Genomic DNA, 18,721 nt, shown 5'->3' on the forward strand with positions numbered 1-18,721 from the left:
TTAGATAAATATATTTTTATGAAACCTACTCAATCTTTTTTTCTTTTGGTTTTTACTATGTTCTGTTTCAATTTTGCTTCGGCACAATACGGAAATGGATATAATAATGGTTACGGCGGTGGCGGTTATGGCAATAATAATGGCTATGGAAGAGGCGGTGGAATGGGAATGGATCGAAGCATGATGGCTGGTCAACAGCAAAATGCGCCAAGCAAACCTAAAGAAATTCCGGTAGAAGAAACGGCTGCTAAAATTGTTGATCAAATGAAACCGGAAGTAAACCTTGATGAACTTCAGGCAATTGCTATCACAAACGTTTTGGCAGACAGCATGAGAGAGCAAGGAATTCTTTTAAAAAATGAAAGCAGCAGTCAGGATCAAAAAATTGAACAGATTAAAGCTTTAAGAGAAAGTACTACTAAAAAAATAACGGCTTTTTTAAATCCTGATCAAATAGAAAAGTACACTGCTTTTATGAATAACTTTAAAGAAATTAAAAAGTCAAAATCAAAAAAGAAAAAGGATAATAAGGATTCAGAAACAAAAGAAATAAAAGAAGATACAGGAGCAGCAAAAATTCAAGAATAATTGTTTGAACCTCATCTTAAAAATCTAAGTAACCATGTCAAAAAAACATTTTTGTTATCTGATTTTAGCAATTATTATTACTTCTTGCTCTACAAATCCTTATAAAAACACTGAAAAAGCTTACGATCAGCAGCTTAAAACCTTAGAGAATCAAATTACAAGTAAAGATCCGCAGGCAATTCCTCCTATTCCTCCTGTTGTTATTGATACTTCTTATGCCTCACAATTAGGGATTGTAAAAGATACCTTGTCAAAAACAGGATCTACTTATTTACTAAATGGAGTTAATACAGAATGGGTTGGTACTGTAAATTTTAATTTAAGAAAACCTAGTTTTATTATCCTGCACCATACGGCGCAAGATTCTATTCAGCAAACTATTAAAACGTTTACTTTAACGAGAACACAGGTAAGCGCTCATTATATTATTTCTGAAAACGGAAAAGTAATTCAGATGCTGAATGATTATTTAAGAGCCTGGCATGCCGGCGCATCAACGTGGGGAAAAAATACTGATTTGAATTCTTCTTCTATTGGGATTGAACTTGACAATAATGGTTTCAAACCTTTTACGGAAGCACAAATAAGCAGTTTAGTTGCTCTTTTGACAAAGTTGAAAAAGGAATATAACATTCCAACACAAAACATTTTAGGTCATTCTGACATTGCTCCAGGTAGAAAACAGGATCCAAGTGCTTTATTTCCCTGGAAAACTTTAGCAGAAAAAGGTTTTGGAATCTGGCCTGACGAAGTTCTGGAAGAAGCTCCTTTTGATTTTAAAATTGAACAGGCTTTGAGAATTATTGGTTATAATACTAAAAATCTTTCGGCTGCAATTATAGCTTTCAAATTACATTATATTCAAACGGATGTAACGCCTACTTTAGACAGAAAAACAATTGACACGATTTACTCGATCTACAAAAAACAGCTTCAGTAATACAAAGCAACTAATAATATAAAACGCGTTTCTAAACATTTAGAAACGCGCTTTTTTTTTGCCACAGATACAGGGATTAAAAAGATTATTCCTTACTATGCGTTTTCTTTTGCCACAAATTTTTCTGTCAAAGTCGCAAATCTTAGACACAGTTCATTTCGAGATTTATTAGGATTAAAAAGATTACTTCTTCCTGTACGTTTTCTTTTGCCACAAATTACACAAATTTTCACAAATCTTCCTTCCAAAGTCGCAAAGCTTAGACACAATATTGTCATTTCGAGGAATAAGAAATCTTCGCGAGAAGCTCGATAAAGATTGGATTCTTGTCACGGAGTTACTTATGGAGATTTCTCGTTCGAAATGACAATATTGTGTTTCAATACTTTGCCGAAAGTTTCATTAATACATTATGGAAATTTCCTTAACATAACATCAATAAGCTTTAGCATAGATTCCGCGAAAAAAATTTGTAAAAATTTGTGCAATTTGTAACTAAAGAAAGAACCTACAAAGAAAATCTTTTTTAATCCCTGTATCTGTGGCAAAAAAACTCCTAATAAAAAAGCTGCCAAAACATTAGTATGTTTCGACAGCTCCAAAAAAAAAAAAAAAATATCAATCTTTATCTCTAGAAAGAGTATGTTGTAGCAATTAATCCGAAGAATGATCCTCCTGTTGGATTAGCATCTTTGTCCAGAAAAACATCTTCTGATGCTGCGTCGTATCTAAACTCTGGAATTATAGTTAGTTTTCCAACTTTGTAATTTAATGAAACTGTGTTCGCAAAAACATTGGTTCCGGCAACTGTTCCTAAACTTGCTGCAGCATCTTTGGCATCAAAATATTCCATTCTGTATGCTAGGCTCAAAGTTGGCTTGAAAGCATAATTAGCATATCCTACTAATGAAAACCATTCCCCATCTAAAGTACTGTCAAAATCATTTTTAGTTTTAGCATAAGTTGCATTAAATCCTAAAGCAAAAGCATCTGTTATTGTTTTTGATGCCACAAAATCGATTTGTGATTTATTTTCATTAGATGGCACTACCAAAGTTCCCGGAGTAGGGTTCGTACTTCCTGATGTAAAATTCAAGTACGCACTTCCTGTTTCTCCCACATATCCAACTTGTCCTATGTATGTTTTTTGACTAGAACCTGCATCCATCGCTGATTTGAAATCAGTAGGGTTTGTTATACCAAACATAGCGGTAAATTTACCTGATGTATATTGCGCTTTTACTCCTGTATTAAAGAACGGTCCGTATGAAAATGCATATGACATACTGTAGTTTTTATTGCCTATAGCATCTAATACTTCATACCCAATGTGTGTTCCGAAACTACCTGCCACTACTTTAAATTTCTCTGTAATTTGATAGGTAAAGAACAATTGTTTTATTAAAAATTTAGAATAAATATCTTTATCTGTTGTTTCATTATATGAAAACTCACCTGCTCTTTTTCCGAATCCTAAGTCTACAAAAACAGAAGCTTTTCCGAAAGTATGACTTGCTTGAACTGATGCCATTCCTAGTTCAAATGAATCCTGAGAGTTGGTAAAGCTCGTTAATCCGTTCATTTGTTTTGAAAAATCATATTTATAATAAGCGTCTGCTGACCCTCCCCAAGTGGTTGCTGGCGATACTGGTGTTTCAGTATCATCTTGGGCGAAGGCAAAAGAACTCGTTAACATCGCGGCAAAAATGTGTAATACTTTTTTCATGGTTTAATTGGTTTTTAGTTATTAATTGATTTTGGTTAGTTAATCTTTTATATATCTATTTAATAGTATAAGTCGTTTCTAAAACCTTCACATTCTCCCCCTAAAACCTCTTCATTTTCATTAGCGAATTTATTAACTTTTGTATGAGTAGAACAATTCAGATCTACTTTTTTGCCATTTTACAGCGAGAATTATGGATTACAAAAATTATTTTAACAATAATCGTGATTTGACATTATAACAGATTTATTTTTAAAAATTCAATAATACGTTTTCAGTCTAAACCACTAAAAAAAATCAACATACATCAAAAAATATCACACAAACCACCAAAAAACACACATAAAAAACATTTTAAAAATAAATACCCCTATAAAAAATAGGGGTAACTATAAAAACAAAACTAAAACACAAAAACAGTTCTTATAGACACAACTGTATAATGACAGAAAACAAATTGTCAAAATTCCTACAAAAATAAGAAGTCAGAAACTTCCAAAGAGTATTGAACACAAGGTTAAATCTTGACATCAAAACAATTCATTTTACAATTAAAACAAAAAAAGCCTGTTCATAATTTGAACAGGCTTCACTATAAGTAAGACAGCTAACGCTATTCTTGTGTATTGTATTTTCTTAAAAACTCACGAACTTTAATTCCTGATTCCTTTAAATCTTCTTCTTTCCACTTTCCTTCTGATTTTGCAGATTTTTTCAAAATAGAACATGTTTCGTCTTTATCAGAAACTGACCAGGTTATCCAGCTAAGCTTTTTTGCTTCCATCCAATCGATATATTCCTGCCATGCTTTCATGTTTAATGGTCCATCGCCGGACGCTTCCATTCCTGCCGATTCTGAAACAAAAATTGGCAAACCGCTTTTTATAGCATCGTCTGTTCTGTCTCTTAGTTCTTTTCCGTGTGTGGCGGCATAAAAATGCATGGTGTACATTATATTATCGTATCCTCTAATTGGGTCTTCGGCAGGAAGATTTACATCCTGATCCCAATGCGGTGAGCCCACCAGAATGATATTGTTTGGATCATTCTCTCTAATTACTTTGATTACATCTTCGGCGTAAGCCTTAACTTCTGACCAGGATTCATAATCTGGTTCATTAAAAACTTCGTAGATTATATTGGGATGTTTACCGTATTTCTTAGACATTTCACCAAAAAAAGCTTTGGCTTCTTCCAGATTTATATTATGACTGTGCCAATCTATAATTACATATATGTCTGACTTTATTGCTCCATTTACAACTGCTTCCATTTTTTCTTTCGAAAATTGCGGCTCTTTCAAATACGCCCATTCTCCTAATTCGACTCCCATTGCAGCGCGAACCACTGTACAATTAAAATCTTTTTTTAACCAATTAACTGCTTTTTCATTGTAAAATCTAGGCCACATACTATGCCAGCCAAAACTCATTCCTCTTAATACAACAGGATTATTATTTTGGTCTACCAGTTGAGTTCCAAGTACCCGTAATTGTCCATGATGTTTTACAAACTGAGCTTTTGAAGCACAAAACATCAACAGGAAAACAATTGTAAAAATTTTAGCTTTTGATTTCATAACAAACCGTTTTAAGGAATTAATCTTAATGTAATAACATCGTGAGGAGCAATATCCGAAACGAAATTTTTCTTTGTGTTCCCGATTTCTTTATTCTGCCAAAGGTCTTTTAGTTTGAAGATTGTTTTATTAAAATTGGCTTCATAGCCAAAATCAGCATCTTTTATGGTATGCTTTTTCCAATCAAAATTGATTTTCTTGGCAACATCACTTCTATTTAAGAAAGTTATAGCCCAATTCCCATCTGATAAAGGTTTTACCCAAACCTCTAATCCTTCTTCTGCAGAATATTTAAAACCCTGAACTCCGAGTTTATCCTGATCAACTGCAATTAGTTCTTTGTTGGTTAAAATTGCAAGTGTTTCTTTTGACATTTTTCTAAAATCGTTTCCCGCAATTAATGGAGAAGCCATCATAGACCACATTGTAAAATGTGCTTTATCTTCGATATTGGTCATTCCGTCGCCCACTTCCATCATATCAAAATCATTCCAGTGATCCGGACCTGAATATTTGCGAATATCTTTGCGCATTTCGATAATTTTCATGAATCCCCAAGACGACCAATTACCTTCTTCATGTTTAAATTCGCAATCAAAACAAGGATAAATATCTCCTGAAATTCTCCATAAATTTCCAACAGGTTTTCCCCATTCCCAAGGCTGATTATTTCCCCATTCGCAAAGGCTGAAAACAATAGGTTTTCCGGCGGTTTTAAGCGCATTACTCATTGTTGTATAAGCTTCTTTGGCGGTAATTCCTTGTGTATTACACCAATCATATTTTAAAAAATCAATTCCAAGTTTAACATAAAATCTCGCATCCTGATACTCATAACCACGTGTTCCCGGATAACCGGCGCAAGTTTGGGTTCCGGCGCAATTGTACAAACCAAACTTAAGACCTTTACTGTGTACATAATCTATTACGGCTTTCATTCCGTTAGGGAATTTAACCGGATCCGGAACTAAATCCCCATTTGCATCGCGTTCTCTTGTCATCCAGCCATCATCAAGTACAATATAATTATATCCTGCAGCTGCCATTCCGGACGAAACCATAATATCTGCGGTTTCCTTTACCAATTTTTCGTCGATATTGGTTTCAAAAGTATTCCATGAATTCCAACCCATTGGCGGTGTCATAGCCAGACCTTCAAATTTACCGGCTTTTTGTGTGTGCGTATTTCCTTGGCTATAGCCAAAATTTGACATACTTAATGCAAACAATAATAGTACTGCTTTTTTCATTTTATTCTATTTTGATATTTTGTATTATTAATTTTTAATCTGCTGCTGTAACTAATATATTTTAAAATTATAAAAAACTCCATATCGATATCTCGACATGGAGTTCTTTTTTTCTAAAGAACAAATCTTAATTCACTACTAAATTTTTCGTTTTTACAATTCCATTTGGATACGTTACCTGAACCACATACATTCCGGCTGTTAACGAAGCTCCAACGGTAGATTTAAGTGCATATGCTGTACTTGAATTTAACAATGAAAATGTCGTCATCAAAATACCTGAACTATTAAAAACCTTACATGTTCCTGTGAACGATGGCGTAACTGCCGAAGAAACTATGGTGATATATCCGTTGCTGTACGGATTTGGCGAAACTGTAAATTCATAATTTGTTCCGGGAGCATTGTTTGCACATCCGGTTAAATTTAAAGGAACCGAATTTCCATAAGTCGTGACTGTTACTGAATTAGACAAACAACCAGACGAAGATGTTGTACTTGTCAGGTCATATAAAAAATAAGAGTCTCCGTTTAATGGTAATTTTAATTCGAATATATTTTTAGAAGTCTGTGTAATTACAATACTTGCATCCGCAATTCTAGGCGCAATACTATAGTTGGTATTAGGGCTTGGGTTTGGATTTGGTGTAACATTTAGTGTTATAATATGATATTGGGTTGTACAATAATCATTTGTTTTTGTAACGGAGTAATTAGGTGTAGTTGGCGGCGTTGGAGTAATAAAATTAAAATAAGGGGTCTCTATAACAAAAACTCCATTTAAATAAAATCTTGCGTATATAGCACTTGGAGCCGCAATTAAATTTCCTGATTTTATTACTACTTTCGAAAGTGTCAACGGAGAAGGGTTTCCTGAAAAACTTATTCCGGCATCATTTGACAACCATACTACCTGATCGTAAGTACCCGCAGCAGGAGGATTTGTGATGGTATATGTGGGATTACTTGCGATACAATAAGGATTATATCCTGAAATTGTTTGAGCTTGTCCAACCGAAATCATTAAAAGAAAAAAAACTGATACTAAAATGAATTTTCTTTTTAGTAAACCAAAATTCGAAATGTAATTGTTTTTCATAATTGTGTTTTTTTGTGTTAAAATAAAAGTTATATGTAAATTTAAACATCCATTTTACACACATTCAATACTATTTTATTAAAACGCAATACTATATCGTCAATTTAAGAAAGAATTTTCTTTAATAAAAAACTCCATTTTGAAATATCAAAATGGAGTTTTCAAATTACTAATTACAATTCACTATTCTGCTTTTAACATGAAACCAATATTATCAATATAAAAGGTATTTGGCAAACCATCACCTTTAGCTGTTGCTGTTTGGTTTTGGAATGTAATATTTTGAACTCGGTCAGAGCTACTAAACATTGACCAAGGAAGATAGAATGTTTTCCACTCTGTAGTTACACTCAATGTAGGCGATTTATCACTCCAATCTCCGTTAAATACTAATCTAACTTTTCCTTCGACTTTTGCTTTAATCGCTACACGTATTCCTGAATAAGGCGCAAGCTTATCAAACCAACTCCAGTTTCCTTGTAAATTTCCCCATGCATCCATATCTTTTGCAATGTAAGTTGTTCCTTGTTCTGCTTTACCATCAGTCAAATAAGTATAATTATTCCATGCTGGAAAATCTAAACCATAGTAAGAAACATCATCAAATATTGCAGTTCCTACACCATAAGCAGAATTTACTCCACCAGAAACATTGGCAACATTAAGATATCTCAAATCTGCATTTTCAGGCAGCTTAATAACCACTTTTTCTAATGTAGACGAAACCACAGTAACAGGAACTGCTGCTTGAGTTTTTGTTTCTGCAAGAGTAACAATCGGATTCAAAAAGTACTTTCCGGTTATTGTTACTTCTTGTCCTACTGTGGCATTTATAGGGTAAAACTGGGTAATCGTTGGTACTGGCGGTGCAACAATTAAATTAAAAACCGCTGTTCCTTTTGCTGTAACAACTTTTAACTGATTTGAAACATTTGCATACGGCGTATTTTCATCTACTAATATAATGATATCTGTATCTGTCACAAAAGTGGGTCTGAAGTAGGTATCAAAATCATTAAAGTAAACCTTTGTTGTTGTAAGCAATCCTTTACCATGAATGACATAATAATTTTTCGGATCTACTAAAGTAACAGGAGTTAATGGTTTTAAACTCCCATCAACATTATAACCAGACGGCATCACAGACTCTATAACAGGCGCTCCCGAAGAAGCAGAAGCAGTATCGTCATTTGAGCAGGCACTAAAAAACATTAGAGATAACAACCATGCCATACATGCCGCTAACGAAACAATTTTTATATTTTTCATATTTTTATTTTTAAAAATTATTTAAAAGTATACGGAGCTACTTCTTTCAATTTTGGATTTTTAATCAAATCATCTGCAGGATAAGGCAATAAAAGGTTTGTTGCAGAGATTGAAATATGTTTCTCTACCTCTTTATTTCCCCTGTTTTGTGCTTCTAGTATTGCTTTGGCTTCACTGAATGGCAAACGTCCCAAATCAAAATAATAATCACCTTCGCAGGCTAATTCAGCACGTCTTTCTTTAAATATATCATTAAAAGAAATTGTTGCTTTTTCAGGAACTCCCGCTCTTCTGCGCACTGCATTAAATGATTTAAGCGCTTGTGCATCTGAAGTACTACCGGATTGTGATCCTAAAATTGCTTCTGCATGTATTAATAATAACTCTGCATAGCGCATCATATAACTGTTCATACTGCTTTCTCCATTAAATGGCGGATTAAACGGTCCGGTAATTGGTAAATTTTCTTTTCCGATTACATACTTTTTCAATCCGGCACCAGATTTTTGAGCCTCATTTTCGACAGCAAACGTATATCCTAAAACCAATGGAGAATCTACGTCAAGCGTTTGGGCGTAAGTTAAATTTGGATAAAAATCTCCCGGTAACATAAATGTTTCCTTTCTTCTTTTATCACCATCTTCGTAAACATTTTTAATTAAATCTTGTGATGGCGCTATCTGACCAGAGTAAGTAGTTTCTACCAATCTATTTTCAGGAGCAAATAATGTATTCGAAAAATTTCCGTCAAAATAACCTCCTGCTCCGGTCCATTGCCATGCAAAAATAGACTCTTCGTTATTATTATTTTTCTGCAGCCATAAATCAGCAAAAGATTTCGTTGGCAATTCGTCACCACCTAATAATTTAAATTCTCCGCTATTGATAACTTCCTGAGCCAATGCTCGTGCTAATTCATATTTTTTCTCATATAAATATACTTTAGCCAAAAGTGCTTTTGCAGAACCACTTGATACGTGTGCATTTCCAGCATAATTAGAACCTCTGTTTTTAGTTCTTAAATTAGCAATTGCATATTTCAAATCGTTTTCTATAAACTTATATACATCTTCAGTAGGATTACTTGGAATCACATAATTCAGAGAATAATCGGCATTGTTTTCGATAATCGGCACATTTCCCCATAATCTTACCAAAAAGAAATAAGAGAACGCTCTAATAAAATGAGACTCTCCCAAAGCATTGTTCAAGGCTTCTTTAGTCACATTTGGTCCAACATTTTGAGGCAAACTATTAATGTAAGCGTTAGAATTTGCAACAGCTCCATAACAAGATCTCCACGCATCTGAAATAAAAGATTGCGAATTGGTAAAACTCAAATCTGTAAATTTTCCAAAATCATTATAAACATCCGCATACATATTTCCGGAAATTACATCAGTAATACCGTAAAAAGCTGATTTATTCATATTAAACCACACCAGACCATACAATCCGTTTGTAGCATTATCAAGTTTTACATCAGAGTCGTAATAATTACCAATAGTAGGTGTTCCTTCTGCAGGCACATCGATAAAATCCTGAGAACAAGAAGATGACATCAGTAATACAAGTGTTATAGCAACAGCACCGCTTCTTTTTATTATATTTTTCATATTAATTCGTATTAAAATTCAACATTAAAACCAAAAGTAATTTGTCTAGGCACCGGATAACGACCGTTATCAACTCCTGACAACAATGCATCCTGGTTATAAGAACCTACCTCAGGATCATAACCTGTATATTTTGTAAAAGTGAATAGGTTTTGTCCCGAAGCATAAATTCTTAATCTTGATAATTTTAGTTGTGAAATCAAATCAGATGGCAAAGAATACCCTAAGGTTACGTTCTGAATTCTTAAATAAGACCCATCTTCTATAAAACGTGTTGATACTGCATTATTGACATTATCATAAGATGATGGTCTAGGTAAAGCACCATTAATATTTGATGCTGAATAAAAATCTGATGCTTCTGTCAAGTAATTTGTCCCCATATTACTGTTTAATGTTCCAGACATGCGGGTTAAATTCATTAACTTATTTCCAGATGTTCCCTGAACAAAAATTGATAAATCGACATTTTTGTATTTAAAGTTATTTGTGAATCCGTAAGTAAATTTTGGATTTGGATTTCCAATCGCTTTCAAGTCATTTAAATCAATAACACCATCGTTATTTTGATCTTTATAAATTACATCACCTTTTTCGAAATTTGGCATTAGTGAGTTAGTTCCATTTTTCAAAACAACTTTAGCACCTGTAGCATCTGTATGACCGTATTTTGTTAAATCATCATCAGTTCTATAAATACCTACAGCTTCGTACCCAATAAATTCACCAAGTGGCATACCTTCCTGAGTTCTGGATACCGTCACAGTATTATAAGCAAGCGTACCCATTGTTTTCACAATATTTAATCCCGCCATATTGGTAACTTCATTTACATATTTAGTAAGGTTCAAACTACCATTCCACGAAAAATTATTTGAGAATTTCTCTGTATAACCAACTGTAAACTCAATCCCTTTGTTACGCATACTTCCAAGATTAAAAGACGGAGGATTTACACCACCTTCATAATCCCCACCTCCTGAAAGGTAATTTGGCAAAGGAACCTGATACAAGAAATCTTTAGAAACTTTTTTATAAACATCTATCGAAGCATTAAGTTTAGACTTGAACATTGTAAAATCAAGACCTAAGTTCGTCTGATCCTGAGTTTCCCATTTCAACTTTTTATTAGGTGTATTTGATGGCAAATAAGAAGTACCCATTGAGCTATTTACTATATGCAAGTTAGAATCATACAAATTGTTTCCAATCTGATTGTTTCCTGTTTGTCCCCAACCCACTCTTAATTTAATATTATCAACATATTTTTTAGTCCCTTCCATGAAAGCCTCATTCGAAAGTTTCCAGGAACCACTTGCAGAACTAAAAACGCCCCATTTGTTTCCGTAGAAAAATTTTGAAGATCCATCAGTTCTTACCGAAGCAGAAACGCTATATTTATCACCAAAATCATAAACAACCCTTCCTAAATAAGAAGCAAGAGTTTGAGTTCCGGAATAAACACCACTTGTAACCGCTTTAGGCAAATCTGATGCCGCAAGAGATTTATCACCGTTATCCTTATATCCTTCTGCTGTTATTGTATATCCTTCCCAGTGTGATCTGTTTGATTCTTGTACAGCCAGAATCGTAAAATTATGTTTACCAATCGTATTTCTATAGGTAAGCATGTTTTTCAAGTTCCAGGAATTACCCGAAGATGGATTGTAATACAAATTAGCATAATTTTTTACGGCATTTCCTAAAGAATACATAGGATCAAATCGTTGTCCTAAATTGTCATACATATATCCACCGGCTTCAAAACGATATTCTAAACCTTTGAATAAATTGATTTGAGTATAGAAATTTCCGGAATAGTTTTTTCTAACCAAAGTATTAGAACCTAATAAAGAAGTCGCAACCGGATTCACAAATGAAGTATTACCTCCAGAAGGCGGTCCTGCAAAAGCACCGGACAATTCTCTTACCGCAACATCAGGAGTTGCTAATAAAGAGGTAGCAACCACACCGTTAAACTGACCGTTCAAAGTCAATTTCTCATCTGTAAGAGCCCCACTGATATTAACACCAACCTTAATGAATTTGTTTATTTTGGCATCAATATTTGCTCTCACATTATATCTTTTAAATCCAGATTCGATTACAATACCATCCTGATTTAAAACTCCGCCAGAAATGTAATAATTGATTCCTTCTGAACCACCTGAAAAAGACAACTGATTTGATTTCATAATTCCAGTTTCATAAATTGCATCCTGCCAATCTGTTCCTTTACCTAAAAGTTCCGGATGAGCAAACTCAGGACGTTTTGATGTAGGATCATAAACATCTGCCAAAGCATTTTGATGAATTGCATATTGCTGCAAATTCATAGAAGGCAGTTTTTTAGGCAAATTGCTAATAGAGTATGAATTTTCGAAAGTTAATTTTCCAGTTCCTTTTTTACCGGATTTTGTAGTAACAATTACAACCCCGTTTGCACCACGAGAACCATAAATCGCAGTTGCCGAAGCATCTTTCAAAATATCTATAGACTCAATATCGCTAGGATTAATAAGTGCCAATGGACTCTGAGTGATATTACCATTGTTAGAAAAATTGCTGTTTCCCTGTGCATTTCTTCCAGATGTAGACGAGTTACGAGCATCACCGGATATTGGCACACCATCAATTACATACAAAGGTTCATTTGTACCCGTTAAAGACGAAATCCCTCTAATCCTAACTGAAACGTTACTTCCCGGCTCACCTGAATTGCTGTTTACAACAACACCCGCAGCTTTACCCTGCATCATTTGATCGAAAGAAGCAACCTTTAAATTCTCGATATCTTTTGAGCTAATACTGGAAATAGCACTATTTACATCCTTTCTTTTTTGAGTTCCGTAACCAATTACAACAACATCTTTTAAATCCTCAATATTAGATTTCAAAACCACATTAATAGTCTTTTTTCCATCAACAGCTATTTTCTGTGGATTAAAACCAATAAATGTGAATACCAAAGTCGCATTTGCAGGAACATCTATCGTATATTTTCCATCAAAATCTGTAGAAGCAGTTGTTTTTTGTCCCACAACCGTAATATTTGCACCAGGAATAGACAATCCCTTTTCATCAGCTACAGTTCCTGACACTTTTACCTGGGCAGTAATAGCATTGCAGGTCAGCAACAAAAATAAAATCAAAGGAACAGCGCTGTGGTTAGCATTCCAATGAATAAAGTTAGTTAGTAGTTTTTTCATAATAAATGTTTGGTTAGTTTAAATTTGTTTTATTCATAATTCAAGTCATAAATAAGGATGCATTTATTCTTTCAAATTATTTAACAAATCTATAACACAAGAAAACATTAAATCGATAGTATTATATCATTTAATGATAATATTTTTACTATACCACTTTAAAAAAACATATATAAAAATAAAAGCAATAAAAAATTGCATTATTCGCAATCACTATCCTATAAACCACTAGAAATTATAAATTAAAATTAACGAATCATCGAAAAAGCAATCGATTTCGTTAAAAATAATATTTGTTTGTGCAAAAAAAGTATCATTACAAAATACGCTTTAATCCAGAAAAATCTTCTCTATATTGACTGGGCGTACAGTTTTTTATAGCCTTAAAGCTACGATTGAAGTTCGCAATATTATTGAACCCAGATTTAAAAGCCACCTCAGAAACGCTCATATCTTTCTCAACAAGCCAGCGGGCAGCATATCCAATACGGATATCATTAATATAATTGACAAAAGTTTTCCCCGTACGTTTTTTTATAAATCGATTAAAAGAAATAATAGACATACTGGCAACATTTGCCACATCTTCTAAAGTGATTTTTTCGGCAAAATGTTTTTGCACATATTCATAAACCAACTTCATTTTATCATAATCATCAAACGTATCATAATCTACCGTATAAGTCGAAAGCAAACGCTGATTTCTGGAATTGGCCAAATCATATAATAAAGACGTAATTTCCAGGAAATAGTCCATACCATCAAGTTTAGAAAGCCTTACAAGTCGTGGAGTTAATTCTTCGGCTACTTTTTTTGAAAATAAAATACCATGAATGGATCGATTAAACATATCCCGAATTGGATTCATAATACGTCTTGACAACAAAGATTCGTGAAATAAATCATTATGAAACTGAATTGTTATTTCATGGATTTTTTTGCTTGTACATTTATTTAATTCCCAACCGTGGTATAAATTCGGTCCAATCAAAACCAATTCGACACTGTCGATTTCTTCAATATTATCTCCCACAACACGCTTCACTCCTTTTCCATTTAAGATAAAATTTATCTCAAATTCCGGATGATAATGTACCGGAAAATCAAAGCTGTCTTTTACTCTGTCAAACACTAAAAAACTATCTCCGGCGGATAGCGGAGCAATTTCTCTATAAAAATTTTTAGTAGTACTCATCTTTAAAAACGGTTTTACGAAGTGATATTAGATTTTTTGTTTGCAATAATATGATATATAATTGATAAAATAATATTAATTATACGATAAACATCCGTTTATCTTTGAAAAATAGAATTATCAATTTTACAAAAACAACATTGATAATAAACATTAATCATTTTTAATATAATATGTTTTTATAGTTTTGATAATTTTAATCTAAAAATGATAGGAAATTTTCGATTGAAAAATCAGCCGTTTTTACAACCATTATCAATTTATAAAAGTGTAGTTATTACACTGATAAACAAGCACATTCATGATGATAAAAAACATAATAACACTAATTACAGCGGTATTTATAGCAACTTCGTGTTCTGCAAAACCTATTATTGGTAATACTAATTTGTCACTTTCAGATAAAAAAGCAACACCTGAAACTGTTTCCTTATATAAAAAACTAATACAGTTGAGTCAAAAAGGGTACTTATTTGGACATCAGGACGATCTTGCTTACGGGGTAAACTGGAGATACGAAGACGGTCGCAGTGACGTAAAAGATGTTGTTGGCGATTATCCGGCCGTTTATGGTTGGGATTTGGCTGGTTTAGAAAAAAACAGCCCAAACAATATAGACGGAATTCCATTTACAAAAATGAAGCAATACATTGAGGAAGGTCACGAAAGAGGCGGAATCACAACAATTAGCTGGCATTTTGATAATCCTGCAACCGGAAAAAGTGCTTGGGACAACGTTCCAAATTCACTTAAAACAGTTTTACCGGGTGGTGAAAACAATAAAAAATTTACCATTTGGTTAGACAAGGCAGCCAATTATCTCTTGTCCTTAAAAGATAAAAAAGGAAAAAACATTCCTGTTCTTTTTAGACCTTATCATGAACTTACCGGAGGCTGGTTTTGGTGGGGAAAAGGAAATTGTACTCCGGAAGAATTTAAAGAAGTATGGAAATTCACTTTTGATTATCTACAGAAAAAGGGCGTTCACAACTTAATTTACATTTATAATACAAGTAGTTTCAACACAAAAGAAGATTTCCTGGCTAATTATCCCGGTGATGATTATGCTGATATTTTAAGTTTTGATTCCTATCAGAATAACAATGATAAAGAAGGTAAAAAGTTTATTGAAGAAGTTCAGAATCAGCTTAAGATTATAAATGAACTTGGAACAAACCAACATAAATTAATAGCCATTGCCGAAGCAGGTTACGAAGCAATTCCGGACCCAAAATGGTGGACAGGAACTCTCGATAAAGCAATTGGAGACTATAAAATCTCTTATGTTTTATTATGGAGAAATCACGGCTGGCAGGAAAAAGAAAAAAAGATGCATTATTACGCGCCATATTCCGGTCAGGTAAGCGAGAAAGATTTTATAGATTTCTATAATCTGGATAAAACATTATTCGAAAAGGACATTAATAAAATTAAAAATTGAGAATTAAAAATTAAAAATCTGCGTACTAAAAAACTATGCTTCTATGTGTTTAAATATCAAATTCAAAATAAAATCTGTTTTTATCCGCGTTTTTACGAAGTAAATCTGTTTTATCCGCGTCAAAAAACAATCAACAAATAGAAACATTAAAATAATTACCAAAAATCTAAACCACAACCTTTAAAAAAAGCCTAATGCACGACAAAGTTAGTTTAAAAGAAAAAATAGGTTACGGCCTTGGAGACGCCGCATCATCCATGTTCTGGAAAATTTTCAGCATGTACCTTCTCTTTTTCTATACCGATGTTTTCGGATTGGCGCCTGCCGTAGTAGGAACCATGTTTTTGATTACCAGAATCTGGGATTCTTGTTTTGACCCAATTGTTGGAATCATCGCCGACCGAACCAAAAGTAAATGGGGAAAATTCAGACCTTATTTATTATGGGTTGCCGTGCCTTTTGCCGTGATTGGAGTTTTGACTTTTTACACACCAGATTTTGACGAAAAAGGAAAAATAATCTACGCCTACGTAACCTATTCGGCAATGATGATGATCTATTCATTAATCAATGTGCCATATGCGTCACTATTGGGCGTTATGTCGTCTGACCGAAAAGAAAGAACCACACTATCATCTTATAGAATGGTTTTTGCTTTTGGCGGAAGTTTATTAGCACTTTGGTTAATTGAACCATTAGTAAATTACTTCGGCGGAAGCCTAAACTCAAAAACAGGCTGGTTGGCAACAATTTCCGTATTTGGAGTAATTACGACTTTATTTTTCTGGGGCTGTTTTTTCTTTACTAAAGAAAGAGTAAAACCAATTTCGGACGAGAAAAACAACTTAAAAGAAGACTTAAATGACTTACTAAAAAATAAACCATGGTGGATTTTACTAGGAGCCGGAATTGGCGCTTTAGTTTTCAATTCCATTCGGGACGGCGCAGCAGTTTATTACTTTAAATATTATGTAAGCAGCAGTGTAAACTTCGATTTTTCGCTTTTTGGAACTAATTTTCATATGACGCCAACTTCCATTTATTTGGTTCTGGGACAAGCAGCAAATATTATTGGAGTTATTGCCGCAACACCAATCGCAAACAGAATCGGGAAAAAGAAAACCTTTTTTGGTGCTATGGCTTTAGCCGCTATTTTGAGTTTAGTTTTCTACTTCTTCGGAAAAGAAGATGTTTTACTAATCATGAGTTTTCAGGTTCTAATCAGTATTTGTGCCGGTTGTATTTTTCCGTTAATCTGGTCCATGTATGCAGATAGCGCTGATTATTCAGAATGGAAACAAGGACGCAGAGCAACAGGATTAGTTTTCTCCGCTTCATCAATGTCGCAAAAATTTGGATGGACAATTGGCGGCGCAGGAACCGGATGGCTTTTAGGTTATTATGGTTTTCAGGCAAATGTGGAACAAACGGCAGTAACTCAAAACGGAATTCAGTTAATGTTAAGTATTCTCCCTGCAATTGCAGCCATAATATCAGTTCTATTTATTTTGTTTTATCCTTTATCCGAAGAAAAACTTCAAATAATAGAACACGATTTAGACGAAAAAAGAGACCAGAGCAATTAAAATTATTACCCATACAGAAATCGATTAATATGACAACAATAACCTCTTCAACTACTTTTCAAGACAGAAAAGCAGCCTTAGAAAAACAACATAAAACACTGATTGAGCAAAGAAATGCTCCTCAGGATGAAGCTGGAAACGGTATATACGAACGCTATAAAAACCCAGTTGTTACAGCAGCTCACGTACCATTAAACTGGCGTTTTGACTTAAACGAAAAAACCAATCCGTTTCTACAGGAAAGAATTGGAATGAACGCCGCTTTTAATGCCGGCGCAATGAAATGGAACGGAAAATATCTGCTTGCCGTTCGTGTAGAAGGAATCGACAGAAAGTCTTTTTTCGCTATAGCAGAAAGTCCAAACGGTGTAGACAACTTTAAGTTTTGGGACAAACCATGCGTAATTCCACAAACCGCAGAACCCGACACAAACGTTTATGACATGCGTTTGATTAATCATGAAGACGGTTGGGTTTACGGAATTTTTTGCACCGAAAGAAAAGATCCAAAAGCTCCCAAAGGCGATACAAGTTCGGCTGTAGCCAATGCGGGAATCGTACGTTCAAAAGATTTAGTAAACTGGGAAAGATTGCCGGATTTGATTTCGAATACAGGACAACAACGCAATGTGGTTTTACATCCTGAATTCGTAAACGGAAAATATGCTTTATACACACGTCCGCAAGATGGTTTTATTGATGTTGGAGCTGGTGGCGGAATTGGTTTGGGTTATGTTGACGACATGACAAATCCGGTTGTAAAAGACGAGAAAATCATCTTCGGGAAACAGTATCACACTATTTATGAATTGAAAAATGGTCTTGGTCCTGCACCTATCAAAACAGAAAAAGGCTGGTTGCATTTGGCACACGGAGTTCGTAATACTGCAGCAGGATTACGCTACACCCTTTATATGTTTATGACAGATCTTGATGATATTGCCAAAGTTACACACGTTCCTGCCGGACATTTTATGGGTCCTGAAGCAATTGAAAGAGTTGGTGATGTTTCTAATGTTTTATTCTCAAACGGATGGATTGAAGATACTGACGGAACTGTTTATGTCTATTATGCTTCCTCCGACACAAGAATGCACGTTGCAGTTTCGTCTGTAGAAAAGCTGGTTGATTATGTTACCAATGCGCCTTCGGACACTTTTATTTCTGCCGGTTCAGTGAAAACAATCATCAGCCAAATCGAAAAAAACAACACAATTTAAATC

The 18,721-nt window shown here is 34.1% G+C and carries 13 protein-coding genes; 5 read left to right on the forward strand and 8 right to left on the reverse strand.

The annotated features are described in order from the left end of the window. The first annotated feature begins 18 nt into the window (after window positions 1–18). Both EAH81_RS07380 and EAH81_RS07385 read left to right on the forward strand, forming a co-directional pair. Window positions 19–588, forward strand: coding sequence for a hypothetical protein (locus tag EAH81_RS07380; protein ID WP_140505434.1), 570 nt, complete (start codon window positions 19–21; stop codon window positions 586–588). Between the two features lie 34 nt (window positions 589–622). After that, the gene (locus EAH81_RS07385) at window positions 623–1,528 is read left to right on the forward strand and encodes an N-acetylmuramoyl-L-alanine amidase (protein ID WP_140505437.1); all 906 of its coding nucleotides are present in this window, start codon (window positions 623–625) and stop codon (window positions 1,526–1,528) included. A 631-nt stretch (window positions 1,529–2,159) separates the two neighbouring features. Here the strand turns inward: EAH81_RS07385 and EAH81_RS07390 are convergent. From EAH81_RS07390 to EAH81_RS07425, 8 genes are all read right to left on the reverse strand, one after another. After that, window positions 2,160–3,254 carry an outer membrane beta-barrel protein gene (locus EAH81_RS07390; RefSeq protein WP_140505439.1) on the reverse strand — a complete coding sequence of 365 codons (1,095 nt, stop codon included), beginning with the start codon at window positions 3,252–3,254 and terminating at the stop codon, window positions 2,160–2,162. A 613-nt stretch (window positions 3,255–3,867) separates the two neighbouring features. Next, the gene (locus EAH81_RS07395) at window positions 3,868–4,833 is read right to left on the reverse strand and encodes a glycoside hydrolase family 5 protein (RefSeq protein WP_140505441.1); all 966 of its coding nucleotides are present in this window, start codon (window positions 4,831–4,833) and stop codon (window positions 3,868–3,870) included. A gap of 11 nt (window positions 4,834–4,844) precedes the next feature. Then, a complete protein-coding gene (locus EAH81_RS07400) occupies window positions 4,845–6,083 on the reverse strand; it encodes a glycoside hydrolase family 27 protein (protein ID WP_140505444.1) in 1,239 nt (412 codons plus the stop codon). Window positions 6,084–6,210: 127 nt separating this feature from the next. Further along, window positions 6,211–7,182 carry a T9SS type A sorting domain-containing protein gene (locus tag EAH81_RS07405; protein ID WP_140505447.1) on the reverse strand — a complete coding sequence of 324 codons (972 nt, stop codon included), beginning with the start codon at window positions 7,180–7,182 and terminating at the stop codon, window positions 6,211–6,213. 183 nt (window positions 7,183–7,365) lie between these two features. After that, window positions 7,366–8,451 (reverse strand): hypothetical protein, encoded by a 1,086-nt coding sequence (locus EAH81_RS07410; RefSeq protein WP_140505450.1) that lies wholly within the window; start codon window positions 8,449–8,451, stop codon window positions 7,366–7,368. 17 nt (window positions 8,452–8,468) lie between these two features. After that, the gene (locus EAH81_RS07415; protein WP_140505452.1) at window positions 8,469–10,067 is read right to left on the reverse strand and encodes a RagB/SusD family nutrient uptake outer membrane protein; all 1,599 of its coding nucleotides are present in this window, start codon (window positions 10,065–10,067) and stop codon (window positions 8,469–8,471) included. 11 nt (window positions 10,068–10,078) lie between these two features. Next, window positions 10,079–13,276, reverse strand: a complete 3,198-nt coding sequence (locus tag EAH81_RS07420) for a SusC/RagA family TonB-linked outer membrane protein (RefSeq protein ID WP_140505454.1) — start codon at window positions 13,274–13,276, stop codon at window positions 10,079–10,081. 316 nt (window positions 13,277–13,592) lie between these two features. After that, a complete protein-coding gene (locus EAH81_RS07425; protein WP_140505457.1) occupies window positions 13,593–14,471 on the reverse strand; it encodes an AraC family transcriptional regulator in 879 nt (292 codons plus the stop codon). 301 nt (window positions 14,472–14,772) lie between these two features. Between EAH81_RS07425 and EAH81_RS07430 the strand changes: the two genes are divergently transcribed. The 3 genes from EAH81_RS07430 (at window position 14,773) to EAH81_RS07440 (ending at window position 18,718) form a co-directional block, all read left to right on the forward strand. After that, window positions 14,773–15,912, forward strand: coding sequence for a glycoside hydrolase family 26 protein (locus EAH81_RS07430; protein WP_241676532.1), 1,140 nt, complete (start codon window positions 14,773–14,775; stop codon window positions 15,910–15,912). A 194-nt stretch (window positions 15,913–16,106) separates the two neighbouring features. Next, a complete protein-coding gene (locus EAH81_RS07435; protein WP_140505459.1) occupies window positions 16,107–17,498 on the forward strand; it encodes an MFS transporter in 1,392 nt (463 codons plus the stop codon). A 29-nt stretch (window positions 17,499–17,527) separates the two neighbouring features. Beyond that, window positions 17,528–18,718, forward strand: a complete 1,191-nt coding sequence (locus tag EAH81_RS07440) for a glycosidase (RefSeq protein WP_140505462.1) — start codon at window positions 17,528–17,530, stop codon at window positions 18,716–18,718. The last annotated feature ends 3 nt before the right edge of the window (window positions 18,719–18,721 follow it).

Source organism: Flavobacterium pectinovorum (assembly GCF_006438875.1).
Lineage (GTDB): Bacteria > Bacteroidota > Bacteroidia > Flavobacteriales > Flavobacteriaceae > Flavobacterium > Flavobacterium pectinovorum_A.